This is a genomic window from Kitasatospora sp. MMS16-BH015 (assembly GCF_002943525.1).
GTDB lineage: Bacteria > Actinomycetota > Actinomycetes > Streptomycetales > Streptomycetaceae > Kitasatospora.
In genome coordinates, this window is record NZ_CP025394.1 from 4315801 (window position 1) to 4330872 (window position 15072).

13 protein-coding genes are annotated in these 15072 nt (G+C 73.6%); 5 read left to right on the top strand and 8 right to left on the bottom strand.

Annotated features, from left to right (window positions below; genetic code table 11):
- Nucleotides 1-241: 241 nt before the first annotated feature.
- Nucleotides 242-1486, bottom strand: a complete 1245-nt coding sequence (purD, locus tag CFP65_RS18700; protein ID WP_104817183.1) for a phosphoribosylamine--glycine ligase — start codon at nt 1484-1486, stop codon at nt 242-244.
- Nucleotides 1487-1901: 415 nt separating this feature from the next.
- Between purD and CFP65_RS18705 the strand changes: the two genes are divergently transcribed.
- Nucleotides 1902-2675 carry an SLATT domain-containing protein gene (locus CFP65_RS18705; RefSeq protein ID WP_254552452.1) on the top strand — a complete coding sequence of 258 codons (774 nt, stop codon included), beginning with the start codon at nt 1902-1904 and terminating at the stop codon, nt 2673-2675.
- 128 nt (nt 2676-2803) lie between these two features.
- Here CFP65_RS18705 and CFP65_RS18710 read toward each other — a convergent pair whose 3' ends face one another.
- From CFP65_RS18710 to CFP65_RS18720, 3 genes are all read right to left on the bottom strand, one after another.
- Nucleotides 2804-3451: a hypothetical protein gene (locus tag CFP65_RS18710; RefSeq protein ID WP_104817185.1), complete on the bottom strand. Its 648-nt coding sequence runs from the start codon at nt 3449-3451 to the stop codon at nt 2804-2806.
- Nucleotides 3452-3495: 44 nt separating this feature from the next.
- Nucleotides 3496-4446, bottom strand: coding sequence for a GntR family transcriptional regulator (locus CFP65_RS18715; protein ID WP_104817186.1), 951 nt, complete (start codon nt 4444-4446; stop codon nt 3496-3498).
- Nucleotides 4447-4628: 182 nt separating this feature from the next.
- On the bottom strand, nt 4629-5426 hold the full coding sequence (locus tag CFP65_RS18720; protein ID WP_104817187.1) for a carbon-nitrogen family hydrolase: 798 nt from the start codon (nt 5424-5426) through the stop codon (nt 4629-4631).
- A 185-nt stretch (nt 5427-5611) separates the two neighbouring features.
- On the opposite strand from CFP65_RS18720, the gene CFP65_RS18725 reads away from it, so the two are divergent.
- Together CFP65_RS18725 and CFP65_RS18730 are read left to right on the top strand one after the other, a co-directional pair.
- Nucleotides 5612-6454 carry a maleylpyruvate isomerase family mycothiol-dependent enzyme gene (locus CFP65_RS18725; protein ID WP_104817188.1) on the top strand — a complete coding sequence of 281 codons (843 nt, stop codon included), beginning with the start codon at nt 5612-5614 and terminating at the stop codon, nt 6452-6454.
- A gap of 137 nt (nt 6455-6591) precedes the next feature.
- Nucleotides 6592-7404 (top strand): Bro-N domain-containing protein, encoded by an 813-nt coding sequence (locus CFP65_RS18730; RefSeq protein WP_104817189.1) that lies wholly within the window; start codon nt 6592-6594, stop codon nt 7402-7404.
- Nucleotides 7405-7533: 129 nt separating this feature from the next.
- On the opposite strand, the gene CFP65_RS18735 is transcribed toward CFP65_RS18730, so the two are convergent.
- The 3 genes from CFP65_RS18735 to CFP65_RS18745 all read right to left on the bottom strand — a co-directional run bounded on the left by CFP65_RS18735 (nt 7534) and on the right by CFP65_RS18745 (nt 11601).
- Nucleotides 7534-8892, bottom strand: a complete 1359-nt coding sequence (locus CFP65_RS18735) for a nitrate/nitrite transporter (RefSeq protein ID WP_104817190.1) — start codon at nt 8890-8892, stop codon at nt 7534-7536.
- 65 nt (nt 8893-8957) lie between these two features.
- On the bottom strand, nt 8958-10151 hold the full coding sequence (locus tag CFP65_RS18740; protein ID WP_158702239.1) for a M64 family metallopeptidase: 1194 nt from the start codon (nt 10149-10151) through the stop codon (nt 8958-8960).
- A 214-nt stretch (nt 10152-10365) separates the two neighbouring features.
- Entirely contained in the window at nt 10366-11601 is a 1236-nt protein-coding gene (locus CFP65_RS18745; protein WP_254552453.1) for a benzoate/H(+) symporter BenE family transporter, read from the bottom strand.
- Between the two features lie 195 nt (nt 11602-11796).
- Here CFP65_RS18745 and CFP65_RS18750 point away from each other — a divergent pair, with 195 nt between their 5' ends.
- Nucleotides 11797-12711 (top strand): LPXTG cell wall anchor domain-containing protein, encoded by a 915-nt coding sequence (locus CFP65_RS18750; RefSeq protein ID WP_158702240.1) that lies wholly within the window; start codon nt 11797-11799, stop codon nt 12709-12711.
- Nucleotides 12712-12831: 120 nt separating this feature from the next.
- The gene (locus CFP65_RS18755; RefSeq protein WP_104817193.1) at nt 12832-13578 is read left to right on the top strand and encodes a hypothetical protein; all 747 of its coding nucleotides are present in this window, start codon (nt 12832-12834) and stop codon (nt 13576-13578) included.
- Nucleotides 13579-13643: 65 nt separating this feature from the next.
- Here the strand turns inward: CFP65_RS18755 and CFP65_RS18760 are convergent, their stop codons facing one another.
- Entirely contained in the window at nt 13644-15065 is a 1422-nt protein-coding gene (locus CFP65_RS18760; protein WP_104817194.1) for a dihydrolipoamide acetyltransferase family protein, read from the bottom strand.
- Between the last annotated feature and the right edge of the window lie 7 nt (nt 15066-15072).

Sequence of the window (15072 nt, forward strand, 5' to 3'; positions counted from 1 at the left end):
AGCGATTCAGCGCACCATAAGGCCGAACCCGGCACCACGTCAGCCGGATACCGACTCAGTCACCCGAACGACTGGAATCACCCCACCGATCGGTGTGTCGGCTGGCGCGGATATCCGCGCAGAGCGAGTTGCCCTATTAGGGGCGGAAACGACAGGGGCGCGGGCAACGACGCGAGCGTACCTGCACAAAGGTGCATGGTCGGTCGCGCAGTTCCCCGCGCCCCAGGTGGTGCGGCAGTGCCTAGCCCGCGGCCTTGGCCGCGATGTCGGTGCGGTGGTGCGAGCCCTTCAGCGAGATCGCGGCCACGCCGCGGTAGGCCTTCTCCCGGGCCTCGGCGAGGTCGGCGCCCACCGCCGTCACCGACAGCACGCGGCCGCCCGCGCTGAGCACCTCGCCGTTCTCGCCGGCCTTGGTGCCGGCGTGCAGCACGAACGCGGTGCCGTCGGCCTCCGCCTCGGCCAGGCCCTCGATCGGGTCACCGGTGCGCGGCGAGGCCGGGTACCCCTCGGAGGCGATCACCACGGTGACCGCGGCGCCCTCGTCCCAGCGCAGCGGCTCCAGGGCGTCGAGGGTGCCCTCGGCCGAGGCCAGCAGCACGCCCGCCAGCGGGGTGCGCAGGCGGGCCAGCACGACCTGGGTCTCCGGGTCGCCGAAGCGGGCGTTGAACTCGATCACCCGGGTGCCGCGCGAGGTGAGCGCGAGCCCGGCGTAGAGCAGGCCGGAGAACGGGGTGCCCCGGCGTCGCAGCTCGTCCACGGTGGGCTGCAGGACGGTGGCCAGCACCTCCTGCACCAGGCCCTCGGGGGCCCAGGGCAGCGGCGAGTAGGCGCCCATGCCACCGGTGTTCGGGCCCTCGTCGCCGTCCAGCGCGCGCTTGAAGTCCTGCGCGGGCACCAGCGGCAGCACGGTGGTGCCGTCGGTGATCGCGAAGAGCGAGACCTCCGGGCCGTCCAGGTACTCCTCGATCACCACGCGGTCGCAGGAGAGCGCGTGGGCCAGCGCCTCGGCGCGGTCCGAGGTGACCACGACGCCCTTGCCGGCCGCCAGGCCGTCGTCCTTGACCACGTACGGGGCGCCGAAGGCGTCCAGCGCCTCGACGATTTCCGCCTCGGTGGTGCAGACGTAGGACCGGGCGGTGGGCACCCCGGCGCCCGCCATCACGTCCTTGGCGAAGGCCTTGGAGCCCTCCAGCTGGGCCGCCGCCCCGGAGGGGCCGAAGACCGGGATGCCGGCCGCCCGGACGGCGTCGGAGACGCCCGCGACCAGCGGGGCCTCCGGGCCGACCACGACCAGACCGGCCCCGAGCCGCTGGGCGAGCGCCGTGACGGCCGCGCCGTCCAGCTGGTCGACCGGGTGCACGGTGGCGAGCTGGGCGATCCCGGCGTTGCCCGGAGCGCAGTGCAGCTCAGTGACGTCGGGATCTTGGGACAGAGAGCGGCACAGGGCGTGTTCGCGGGCGCCGCCGCCGATGACGAGGACCTTCACGCTTGGAAGGGTAGTCGGTGGCCCGTCCGGGCCGTGGACCGGCTCCGGTCGAACCTCCAACCAGGGCCTCACTGAGCTGCCGATATCTGGAGGAACCTCCAACTCCGGAACCCCCCGGCCCCGGGTGTCAGAGCGGCGGGAGAGAGTGGGCTCGCTCGGACGGGTGAAATCCCACCGTCCCCCGCAACTCTCCCACCTCGGGGAAAGGGGGTGAATTCCGGTAACGATCACCGCCGAAGCGGCCACATGGTCAGCCATTTGGCGGTAAGAAGTGCTGTTGGACAGCGGTACCGCGCCTCGTGGTACGCAGCAGTCAGCGTGGTACGCAGTCAGGTTCGACACCCGAGTTCCACGAGCAGTCAGGTCCGGCACCCGGCCAGGGCCTCAGCAGTCCCCGCCACAGGGAGCCCCACAGGTGAGCCAGCCGGAAATGCAGCCCGAGGAGACCCCCTGGGGCAAGGAGATCGGCGAGGAGGACCAGCCCGCCGCGCCCGGGCGGGCCCCGACCCGCCGCCGCACCGATCTGAGTGCCCGCCAGTTCCCCCTGGGGGACTGGGGCGAGCCCGCCGAGCGGTTGGAGGAGCTCTACCGCTGGTCCGAGGAGCGCGCCGTCGAGGCCATCGACTGGTACCGCCGCGACCGGATCTGGAAGCGCCGCTGGGCCCGGTTGCTCCGCCTCGGCGCCGGCCTGTTCGCCGCCGCCGGCGTCACCGCCCCGGTGGTCGCCCTGACCGGCCTGGCCGACCGCGCCGCCGACTGGGGCTACGTCTCGCTCGCCCTGGCCGCCGCCTGCGTGGGCGCCGACCGCGCCTTCGGCCTGACCTCCGGCTGGATGCGGGACATCTCCACCTCCCAGGCGCTCCAGCGCCGCCTGGAGGCGTTCCAGTTCGACTGGGCCTCCGAGTGCGTGCGCGAGGTGCTCGGCCCCACCGAGGGCACGGCCGGCGAAGCCGCCGAGCGCTGCCTCGGCGTGCTGCGGCGGTTCTGCGAGGACGTCTCCGACATGGTCCGCACCGAGACCGCGGAGTGGATGCTCGAGTTCCGCGCCTCGATGACCCAGCTCCCCACCCAGTCCCCCGGCCCCTGGGGCGGCCGCACCGAACTCGGCGCCGGCGCACAGGTGCGCATCCTCCCGCCGCCGGGCACCCGGCCCACCATGCCGCGGCAGCGGCCCCCGGAGGGGCGGTGATTTTCCCTCCGGGGTGCGGTTGCACGATCAGGGGCGCGGGGAACGGCGCGGCCAGCCAGTGAGCTCGCCGCAGATCGCAGAGATGCCCACTTGCACCGTCAACGGACAGTGCAAGTGGGCATCTGCGGTTACGCGAAGACGATCATGGCACCTTGGGTGACGCTCCGCGTCGCCGCCGCGAACAGCCCCGCCCAGGCATGGCGCTCGCGGGCGTAGGGGTGGATGTCGTCGAGCGGGGGGCCGAAGGGCTGCTCGAGGCCGGTGGGGCCGAGCGGGCGGGTCGGCAGGGGCGGGTTGAGGTGGTCTATGCCGAGCAGGGGGGCCACGGCGAGCAGCTCGCGGAGCAGGCCCTGGGAGGAGCCGAGCGGGCCGCCGGCCTCCAGCAGGGTGTCCACCACCAGCGGCAGCTGGAAGTCGATCGGCACGTACGCCCCGGCGTGGTCGAAGTGCCAGACCAGGTGCGACTGCTCCGCCGTGGATTCGAACATCTCCAGCAGCTGCTCGTAGTCGCCGCCGAGCGCGTCCACCGGGCTCAGCTGGAAGCCGGTCAGGCCCAGCAGGTAGGCGCGCCGCAGGAAGTGCAGCGAGTCGTAGTCGAAGGCGGCTATCGGCTCGACCGTGCCGCTGAATCCCGGCACGTACTCGTAGACCGGCACCTCGGGCAGCCCGTGGGCGGCGAGTGCGGAGTTGTACCGCAGGAGGTCGTCGCGGAAGGGGTTGTCGGGGTTGTGCGTCAGCACGTCCACAAGCGGGACGAGCCAGAGGTCGCAGGCCATGGGCCGGCTCGTCCTCTCCGGTCGGCGGGCAACGACCGCCCACCCTACCGGCCCGTGGCTCCTCCTCCACCGGGCAGCAGCGGGCGGCCGAACCGGCCCGGCGGGAGCGAGCGCGGCAGGGGCACCAGGCCCAGACCGACCTCCGGCCCCTCGACCACCGTCACCTGCGGCACCGCCTCCCGGCAGGGCGCCGACGAGCCTGCAGCGGCCGACGACTCCAGCGGCCGCAGCGGTTCCATCGGCTGCAGCGGCTCCATCGGCTCGACGGCCGAGGTGAGCAGCGGGAGCACGCCCACGGTGTCCAGCGAGTTGCCGGTCAGCCGGGCCATCAGGCTGATGGTGAAGAGGTTGTAGTCGTTCACCACCTGGTGGGCGCCGGCCACGTCCCGGGCCTCGATCCGGTCGACCAGCTCGCTGTGCCGGGCCCAGCAGACCCCGTTCAGGTCCTCGGCGGCCCGCAGGAAGGGCGCGGCGTACATCCAGGACTGCACCCGCAGCCAGTCCAGGTAGTCGGCGGTGCGCCGGTTGTCGAGCAGGGCCCCGGCCTCCTGCCAGAAGCGGCGGTCGCAGCCGACCATCACGTCCAGCTGCCCGGCCCGGGCGGCGGAGGCCGCGGCCTCGGCGCGGCGGCGCAGCGAGGGCAGCCGGCCCCAGTCGTAGCCGGCGGCCAGGTTGGTGAGGCGGCGGAAGGAGCCGTCGGTGAGCAGGGTGCGGCTCTCGAAGATCTCCACGAAGTCGCGCCAGGTGAACTCGGGCACGGTGAAGCCGCGGTGGTGCTCGGCCCAGAGCAGGCCCTGGGCCGCGAGGTCGACCAGCGCCTCGCGGGCCGGGGTCGCCGAGACTCCGTAGAGCTCGGCGATCTCCTTGACGGTGAAGTTGCGACCGGCGGCGAGCCGCCCGGCCATCATCTCCTCGCGCAGCGCTCCGGCGATCTGCTCGCGGAGGCTGTTGCGCTGGATCGGCGCGCGGCTGTGGCCGTCGACGGTGGCGGGCATCGGGCGACGGCCTCCTGTTCGGGCTCGAGCCGGTGGGGCGTCCGCTGCCCGGGGCAGAGAACGCGACGACGGCTCATCTTCTCAAAGATGGTCACCCGATGCGCAATGCCTTAACCCCGCCCAATCCGGACCCAATCCGGACACGGCCCCCGCTACCGCCCCGCCGCTGCCCCTGCGGGCAGTCAGCGCTGGACCGGCGCGGGGATGCCGAGCAGTCTGTCCCGGTGCACCGGGAAGTCCACCCGGGCCTTGGAGACCTCGGCCGCGTCGAACTCGACCGAGAGCACCTCCTCGCCGAGGCCGGCCTCGGCCAGCACCTTGCCCCAGGGGTCGACGACCACGCTGTACCCGCCCTGCTCGACCCCGCCGTGCGTGCCGGCGGTGTTGCAGGCCAGCACGTACGCCTGCTCCTCCACCGCGCGGGCCCGGGCCAGCAGCGACCAGTGCTCGCGGCGGCGCTCCGGCCAGGCGGCGGGGACGACCAGCAGCTCGGCCCCGGCGTCCAGCAGCGCCCGGAACAGCTCCGGGAAGCGCAGGTCGTAGCAGGTGGCCAGGCCCAGGGTGCCGAGCTCGGTGGTGGCGGTGACGATCTCCTGCCCGGCGCCCATCACCACGGCCTCACCGCTGTCGAAGCCGAAGCGGTGGATCTTGCGGTAGGTGTGCGCGAGCTCGCCGTCGGGGGCGAAGAGCAGCGAGGTGTTGTAGATCGGCCCGTCGGGGTCGCGTTCGACGATCGACCCGGCGTGCAGCCAGACCCCGGCCGCCTTGGCCGCCGCCGACATCGCCTCGGCCGTCGGCCCGTCCAGCGTCTCGGCCCCGGTCGACCAGGCGTCGTACGCGAAGCCGCCCAGCGGCCACAGCTCGGGCAGCACCACCAGGTCGGCGCCCTCCTGGGCCCGTACCAACGCGGCCGCGCGGGCCCGCCGTTCGGCCGGGGGCTCCTCGTCGGAGACCGCGAGTTGGATCAATGAAGCGCGCACACTACCACCGTCCGTGAGACGAGTCCTACGATCATCATCCGAAAGCGCTGCCCTGCTGTCACCCGGCAGCGTAACGTGCGGTTAGTGCGTCCGTCCGGCAGCCGGGACACCCGGTCGCCCGCCGCCACCCCCGGCGGCTCCGGGCGCCGTGGGGCAAGGAAGCTGACGGAGAGCCGGAGATCGCCGTGACCGACCAGACGGACCACCAGACGGACAGCCAGACCGTGCAGGGCTACATCGACGCCTGGACACACTCCGTCGAATCCATAATCGAGCTGCTCTCCACCCTCCCGGAGGACTCCTGGAACCGGGCCACCGAGTGCCCCGGCTGGTCCGTCCGGGACGTCGTCTCGCACATCATCGCCCTGGAGTCCGAACTCCTCGGCGACCCGCGGCCGATCCACTCGCTCCCGCGCGACCTGCGGCACGTCACCAGCGAGCTGGCCCGCTACATGGAGCTGCCGGTGGACAAGCGGCGCTGCCACACCGCCCTGGAGATGACCAGCGAGCTGGAGTACGTGGTCATCCGCCGCTCCCGCGCCCTGCGCGAGGCCCGCCAGACCGCCGGCGAACTCGTCCGCTGGTCGGCCGGCCCGCTCTCCCGCGAGCTGCCCTACGCCACCCTGCTCAAGCTCCGCACCTTCGACGTCTGGGTCCACGAGCAGGACCTCCGCCGCGCCCTCGCCACCCCCGGCAACCTCGACTCCCCCGCCGCCCGGATCACCCGCGACCACCTGCTGTCCGCCCTCCCCGCCGTGATCGCCAAGCGGGCCGGCGCCCCGGCCGGCTCCACCGTCACCCTCGACGTCACCGGCCCCCTCGAATTCCTCCGCACCGTCCGCGTCGACCCCACCGGCCGCGCCACCCTCGACGCCACCGTCACCCTCGCCCCCGACGTCCAGCTCTCCCTCGACTGGGAGACCTACCTCCGCCTCGCCTGCGGCCGAGGCCGCCCGGGCCCGGTCAAGGCCGAGGGCGACCAGGAACTGGCCGCCCGCATCCTCGCCAACTTCGCGGTCACCCCATGACAATCTGTGAAGGTTGATAACGATCGGTGCACACCGCCGGGCGCACAACCGTCCGCCCGGCGGGTACCGGTACGTCACTCATTCGGCCTCGTTACGCCATGCAACGGGTAAATCACCCGGCGTAATCGGAGGATGACATGAGCGATCAGGAAGAACAGATGACCCTCGTCCGGACCAGCTTCCCCGTCACGGGGCAGCCGATCCGGGTGGTGCTGATCGACGGCGAGCCGTGGTTCGCGGCTGCCGACGTCTGCGCGGTCATCGGACGGCAGAACCCCAGCGACACGGTGCGGGCCCTCGACCCGTGGCAGACCTGCACCGTGGACCTGCGCGACGTGACCCTCCAGCAAGGTGAAGGCCGGAAAGCGAACAAGCGGGGCAACCCGACCCTCGTCGTGATCAGCGAGGCGGGCCTGTACACCTTGCTCGTGCGGTCGGACAAGGCCGCTGCCAAGCCGTTCCGCCGCTGGGTCACCGACGAGCTCCTGCCCTCGATCCGGCGGGGCGACACCGACGTGCCGTTCCAGCGGCAGCGGATGGCCGAGACCCTCGCCGAGGCGATCGGCCAGCCGGTGGAGATCATCTCCGAGATCGAGGACCTCGACGGCGGACCGAGCTTCCTCGTCCACTCGGACGGCACGGTCCACTGCCGACACGGCGAGATGGAGTTCCGGATGCCCAGCCGGGAGGAGGACAGCGGGCCGCCCTTCGGCGGGTACTTCGAGTGCCCGAGCGTGGAGCGGGTCGGCATCCGGGGCGGGCGGGCCTTCCCGCGCTGCGCGCGGCTCAAGCTGGTGGACCTGATCCGCCGGGCGACCAGGCCGCCGGCCGAGGCGCAGGAGTCGCCGGTTGGTGGGGTGCTGGAGTGGCAGATCCGTAGCAACCGCGTCTTCGGTAACGCCCAGGACCTGGCCGCGCTGCTCCGCGCGTTGGACGAGCTGCCGGAGTAATCCACAGGCGCCGGGAGACTTGTCCACAGCCTGTGCCCCGGCGTTCTCTGCTGACGCCGTATGCCTAGGACAGACCTAGGCATACGGCGTTTCCAATGCCCGAATGCCTATCGCCGCAGGTCGGAAACCCTACGGCCGCCCGACCTTGCCCCGCAGCCGCAGGATCGCGATCACCCCGCCCGCCATCGGCAGCAGCATCCAGCAGAACGCCCACCGGTAGGTCTCCGCCGTGTAGCCGCCGGGGCCGGAGAGGGTGTCGAGGAGGACGCCGACGCCCAGCAGGGTGATCACGGTGCCGATGAAGCCGCCCATGTTGGCGATGCCGGTCGCGGTGCCGAGGCGTTCCAGCGGGTTGTGGGAGCGGGCGTAGTCGAGGCCGACCAGGGAGGCGGGGCCGTTGCTGCCCATGACGAGCAGGATCAGGACGAGGAGCCAGAGCGGGGGGTGGGCGCCGGGCCAGGCGAGGGCGAGGGTCCAGCCGGCGGTGGTGGTGGCGATGACGGCCAGGGTGATCGGCATCCGGGCCCGGGCCGACCGCATCAGCATCCGGCCGAAGACCAGCCCGAAGGCCATGTTCGCCAGCACGAGCAGGGTGAGCAGGCCGCCGGCCTCGGCCCGGGTCACGCCCTGGCCCTCGACCAGGTAGGGCAGGCCCCAGAGCAGGGAGAAGGCGGCACCGGGGAAGGCGGTGGTGAAGTGGACGGCCATGCCGAGCCGGGTGCCGGGCTCGCGCCAGGCGTCCCGGACCTGCTGCCGGACGGGGAGGCGCCGCGGGGCGGCGGGGGCCGGGGCGGGCGCGCCGGCCGGGGCCTCGCGGAGCAGCAGGGCGACCACGGCGAAGACGAGCAGGCCGATCCCGGCCATGGTGCCGAAGGTGGGCGTCCAGCCCTGGGCGTGCAGGGCCTGGGCGATGACCACGGTGGTGATCAGATTGCCGCCGGTGCCGACCAGGCCGGTGAGCTGGGCGACCAGTGCGTTGCGCCCGGCCGGGAACCACCGCGCGACCACCCGCAGCACGCTGATGAAGGTCATCGCGTCGCCGCAGCCGAGCACGGCCCGCGACACCAGCGCGGGCCCGAACCCGGGGCTGAGCGCGAAGGCCAGCTGCCCGGCGCTGAGCAGCAGCACGCCGGTCAGCAGCACCCGCTTCGGCCCGAACCGGTCGACCAGCAGGCCGACCGGGATCTGCATGGCCGCGTAGACCAGCACCTGCAGGATCGAGAAGGTGGCGAGCGCCGAGGCGTTGATGCCGAACCGCTGCGCGGCGTCCAGCCCGGCGACGCCGAGGCTGGTGCGGTGCATCACGGCCAGCACGTAGACGCTGACGGCGATCGACCAGGCGGCCCAGGCGGACCGCCCACCCGGCGGCCCGGTCTCGACCGCAAGAACCGGCGAGGCCGGAGCGGCCGGCGCGGCCGAGGAGCCCTGCGGGGGCCGGGGACCGGGGACGGAGGCGGCACGGGCGGGGCTGGCTGGGTCCACGGTCACCCGGACAGACTAGCCAGCTCACCCGTTCGACCGACAGGGGGTCGTACCCGAACCGCCGGACCGTCTCAACCCTTGAGCGTCCAGGTCGCCGTCCGCGTCATCCGGCTGTCCCGGAACGCCTCGTCCCGGACCCAGTCGGTGGTGTCCCGGACGGTCGCGGTGACGGTCAGCGGGCCGGTCAGGCCGAGCGCGGAGGTGTCCAGCCAGGTGCGGTCGGGGGCCTGCGGCTCGACCGGTGCGCCGTTGACCCGCCAGGCGATCTCCAGGTGGCGGCCGCCGACCAGGTCCACCGGGCGGACCTGGAGGCGCGGGCGCCCGGTCAGTTCGCCCTCGGCGGGCACCGGCGGGTCGACCGGGCTGACCCGGTGGTAGATCTGCTCGATGATCGCCTCCCGGGAGGGCAGGTTGTAGCTGCCGCCGAGGGTCCGCATCACGGAGTCGGTGGTCGGCCGGTAGACACCGTTGGTGCTGCGGTACGCGCCGACCGTGTCGGGGCCGTCGGGCGACTGCGCACCCAGCCAGCGCCACCACTTGAGGTGGTTGCGGAGCATCTCGTCGGCGCCGACCGAGGAGAGGTTGGGGTAGTCCGGGTCGTCGGGCGCGCTGTCGTACTCGTCGCCCAGGTCGCCGACGGTGTGCCCCATCTCGTGCTGGATGATCCGGCCGGCGTCCGGGCTGCCGCCCGCGAGGGTGGTGACCCCGGTGCCGCCCGCACCGCCGTACTCGGCGGAGTTGGCCAGCGCGATCAGGTACTGCGGGCCGTTGCCCTGGCCCGCGTACCGGGCGGTGGCGGTCTCGTCGGCGCAGAGCAGCCGGGCCGTGCCCTCGCACCAGAAGTGCATGCCCAGCGGGGTGCCGAGCTTGCGGCTGTGGTTCTCCGTCTCGGCGATGCCGGCCACCGGGGAGACCACCTCGACCCGCCTTATGTTGAAGAACCCCTGGTACGAGCGGAACGGTTCGATGTCCATCAGCGCGTGCCAGGCCCGGTCGGCCTGGTCGCGGAAGAGCGGCTGCTGGTCGGCGGTGTAGCCGTCGCCGAGCAGCACCAGGGTGATCCGGTTGGCGGGGTCGCCGGTCCGCCTTATGTCGACGGTGGGCGCGCTGCCGGGGCTGCGCAGGTCGGCGCGGGCGGCCGTGTGCGGCGGCACGGCCCGGTCCGGGCCGGCCGCGCTCTCGGGAGCGCCGATCGCGCCGAAGGGGGACGGGGCGACGAGCTCCAGCGCGGCGGGCAGCACGGCGGCCGACAGCAGCACGAGCACGGCCAGACTCCGGACGAGCCGGCCAGGTTTGCCAGTCGGCATACGGGGGCGTCCTCGGTGGTCCGGTCACCCGGCACGTCGCGCGGGTGGGGGGTCGCTCAGACGTACCCCCACCATCGCCCGGACCAGCCCCCCACCACCCGAGGTTCGCCGGGGGGTGCCATTTCCCCGGTCCAACCGGCGCAACCGGCAGGCGGCACCCGTAACCCCTGAGTTAGTCCTTTCGAACACCCCACCGGCTGCCCTTGGTGAGGGCGTGGGTGGCCAGGCCGAGGACCAGGCCCCAGAAGGCGGAGCCGATGCCGTGCAGGGTGAGGCCGGAGGCGGTGGCGAGGAAGGTGACCATGGCGCCGTCGCGGTCGGCCGGGTCGGCGAGGGCGGTGGTGAGGCTGTTCTGCAGGGCGCCGAGGAGGGCCACCCCGGCGACCACGGCGATCAGGGCGGGCGGCAGGCCGGTGAAGAGGCTGACCAGCAGGCCGCCGAAGCTGCCGACCAGGAGGTAGAGGAGGCCGGTGGACATCCCGGCCACGTAGCGGCGGCGCAGGTCGGGGTGGCTCTCCGGGCTGGTGCAGATCGCGGCGGTGATGGCGGCCAGGTTGACGCCCGGGGAGCCGAACGGGGCGAGCAGGATCGAGACGGCGCCGGTGCCGGTGACCAGCAGCCGGTCGTCCGGCTGGTAGCCGGAGGCCCGCATGATGCCCAGGCCCGCCGCGTCCTGCGAGGCCAGCGCGGCGATGGTGAGCGGCAGCGCGAGCCCCACGGTGGCCGACCAGGAGAAGGCGGGCGCCGTCAGCACGGGGTGCACCAGCCCGCCGCCGCCCAGGTGCAGCGGGAGCCCCACGGTGGCGGCGGCCAGCCCGGCCCCGGCCAGCAGGGCGAGCGGCACCGCGTACCGGGGCAGCAGCCGCTTGGCCACCAGGAAGGCGGCGAAGCTGCCGAGCACCAGCGCGGGCGCGCCCGGCAGGGCACCGAAGATGCCCACCCCGAACTCGAACAGGATGCCCGCCAGCATCGCGTTCACGATCCCGGCCGGGATGGCCCGGATCAGCCGCCCGAACAGGCCGGTGGCCCCGAAGACGGTGACGGCCACCCCGCAGAGCAGGTACGCGCCGACCGCCTCCCGGTACGGGTACGTCGCGAGCCCGGTCACCAGCAGCGCCGCGCCGGGGGTGGACCAGGCGGTGATCACCGGCTGCCGGGTGCGCCAGCTGAGCAGCAGGCTGGTCAGCCCGCAGCCCATCGAGACGGCCCAGATCCAGGAGGCGGTGTGCGCGGCGTCCAGGTGCCCGGCCGCCGCCCCGGCCAGCACCACCACCAGCGGCCCGGAGAACCCCACCGCGATGCAGACCAGCCCGGCGAGCAGCGCCGGCACCGAGACGTCCCGGCGCAGCGAGTGGCGGTACGCGGTCTCCGACGGGCCCGGGGGCGCCTCGATCTGGTGTTCAGTCACCCGCGCAGTATCCCGAAGGGCGCCGCGGATCCGCCGGAAAATATTTCGGAACCCACCTGCAACCCCCGGCGGGGATGCGCGTCTGTACGGGTGAAGGGCAACGGGGAGCGGACCGGCGAGTACCGGGGGGACGCGGACACCGGCCACCTTCGACCTGACGAATCATCGACACGCCACCCCTGGGGGAGCTCCATCATGCGTACGTCCGTTATCTCCCGTTCTGTCGCCCTCGCCGCCGCCACCCTCGGCCTCGCCGTGGCCCTCCCGCTCTCGCTCGGCTCCACCGCCGCCTTCGCCTGCGGCGAGGACACCGCGCCGACCGCACCGACCCAGGCCCCCGAGCACCACGACAAGCCGGCCCAGGCGAACTTCATCCCGGAGGTCCCGGGCACCCCGATGACCGTCACGGCGGGCGGTCCGGGCTTCGAACTCGGCGTGGAGATGGCCAACTTCACCGGCGCCCCGTACCGGCACATCGCCCCCGCCTTCAACGTGTTCGCCAGCGCGGACGCAGGGGACGGCAAGCACCTGATCAACCTCCAGCCGGCAGACGTCAAGGTCGAGGTGATGAACGCGGGCCACTGGCTGCCGCTCACCATGCACCACGGCTGCGACCCGACCCTGATCGGTGACACCACCCCCATCCAGGCCCCGCTCGCCGACGGCCACGCCCGCCGCTTCATGTTCCGGATCAGCATCGCCGCCGACACCTCGAAGAAGCTCACCAAGCTCGACGTCTTCACCTACGCCGACGGCCTGGCCAAGATCGACCGCCAGACCCTGACCATCGCCCACCCGGCCGCCACCGCCAAGCCCGTCCCGCCGAAGCCGGTCACTCCCAAGCCCACCCCGACCGCGACCACTCCCGCGCCGACCACCCCGGCCCCGGTCGCGAGCAACACCCCCGCCACCGTCCCGGCCGCCGTGGTCACCAGCACCACCCCCTCGGCCCCGGCCGCCCCGGTCACCCCGGCCACCGCCCCGGTCGCCGCCGAGCTGGCCAGCACCGGCCCCTCCGGCACCATCACCGCCCTGGCCGGCGCGGGCGGCGCCCTCGTCCTGCTCGGCGGCGGCGCGCTCTTCGCCTTCCGCCGCCGCACCGCCCGCTGACGCCGGGCGGAGCCGCCGGCCGCCGGGGGGCCGCCGGACCGCCTCCGCCCGCATCCCACACCGCCACGCCTTCGTACCGCCACACCACTCGTCACCACCGCTTCGGGGGGAAGCTCTGCCATGCGCACGCCCGTTATCACCCGTTTCATCACCTTTGCCCTGACGGTCGCGCTCAGTGCAGCCCTCCCCCTGACCGCCGGAGCCACTGCCGCCGCCGCTGCCTCGGCCTGCGGGAGCGGCACCCCCACCCCGTCGAGCCCGGCCGCCGACCCCGCCGGGCCCCAGCTCGGCAGCCTCCGGGCCGGGTTCGGCGCGAGCCCGCTCGACCTGACCGCGACCGAGGACGAACCGCTGGTGCTGACGGCCGAGTTCGGCACCACCGGCGAGGCCGCGACCGTCCGGCCGGTGCTCGGCCTGGACGCCTACGGGCCGGAGGACTCGCCGCACCGACCCGTCGACCTCCGCCCCGAGGACGTGACGGTCGAGCTGGAGACGGCGGACGGCACCCGGACGCCCCTGCCACTGCGGGCCGGCTGCGCCCCGACGCTGCGGACCGACGGCACGGCCCCCGCCCTGCCGCTGCCCGGCGGCCACAGCGCCCACGTCACGCTCCGGATCACCCTCCGCCCGACCCTGCCCGAGCAGGTCACCTCGCTCTCGCTCGGTCTCGCCGCCGACGGCGGCCCGGCCTTCAGCTCCGGCACCGACCACCGCACCGTCCAGGTCCGCCACCACTGGCCCGCCGCGGCCGGCCCGCGGCTGCGCACCACCCTCCCCACCGGCACCCTCCTCGCGGCGGCCGGTCTCGTACTCCTGGTCGGCGGCGGGGTGCTGTACACCGTGCGGCGCCGCAACGGCTCCCGCTGACCGGGAACGCGGAAGGGCCCGTCCTCGGCGGAGGACGGGCCCTTCCGTACGTACTGCCCGGGGCGTCAGCCCCAGGTGATCAGGCGCTTCGGGCGCTCCAGGATGGCGGCCGTGTCGGCCAGCACCTTGGAGCCGAGCTCGCCGTCGACCAGGCGGTGGTCGAAGGAGAGGGCCAGGGTGGTGACCTGGCGGGGGACGACCTTGCCCTTGTGCACCCAGGGGAGGTCGCGGACGGCACCGAAGGCGAGGATGGCGGCCTCGCCCGGGTTGAGGATCGGGGTGCCGGTGTCGACGCCGAAGACGCCGACGTTGGTGATGGTGATCGAACCGCCCGACATGTCGGCGGGCGGGGTCTTGCCCTGGCGGGCGGTGTCGATCAGGTCGCCGAGCGAGGCGGCCAGCTGCGGCAGGGTCTTGCTGCCGGCGTCCTTGATGTTCGGCACGATCAGCCCGCGCGGGGTGGCCGCGGCGAAGCCGAGGTTGACCTGGCCCTTGATCACGATCTCCTGGGCGGCCTCGTCCCAGCTGGCGTTGATCTCGGGGTAGCGGCGCACCGCGGTGAGCAGCGCCTTGGCGACGATCAGCAGCGGGCTGACCCGCACGCCCGCGCCCAGCTCGCCGCTCTCCTTGAGCTCGCGGACCAGCTTCATCGTCCGGGTCACGTCGACCTGGACGAACTCGGTCACGTGCGGAGCGGTGAACGCCGAGGCGACCATGGCCTGGGCCGTCGCCTTGCGGACACCCTTGACCGGCACCCGGACGTCACCGGCACCGACCGCGACGGGCAGCACCGGAGCGGCCTCGACCACCGGCGCCACGGCCTCGGCCACGGCGGCCGGAGCCGGCGCGGCGGCGGCGTGCACGTCCTCGCGGGTGATCACGCCGTCCGGACCGGTCGGGGTGACCGTCCGCAGGTCGATCCCGAGGTCCTTGGCGAGCTTGCGCACCGGGGGCTTGGCCAACGGCCGCTCCCCCGTCTGCACCGGCTCGGCCACCGGGGCGGGCGCGGGTACGGCCGGAGCGGCCACCGGAGCGGCCGCAGCCGGAGCCGAGGTGGCGACGACCGTGGTCTTGCGGGCCCGGCGCTGGACGCCGCCGGTGCGCGGGCCGTAGCCCACCAGCACCGCGCGCCGCTCGGGCTCGGGCTCGGCCTCGGCGGCCGGGGCGGCGGCCGGGGCGGCGGCCGGAGCCGCCACCGGAGCGGGAGCGGGAGCGGCCGCAGGAGCAGCGCCCTCCACCGCGACCGAGATGATCGAGGTGCCCACGTCCACCGTGGTGCCGGCCGGGAAGAACAGCTGCTCCACCGTGCCGTTGAACGGGATCGGCAGCTCGACGGCGGCCTTGGCCGTCTCGACCTCGCAGACGATCTGACCGTCCGTCACGGTGTCGCCCACCTTGACGAACCAGGTCAGGATCTCGGCCTCGGTGAGGCCCTCACCCACGTCGGGCATCTTGAACTCGCGGAGCGAGCGAACTTCGGTAGTCATGCTTCAG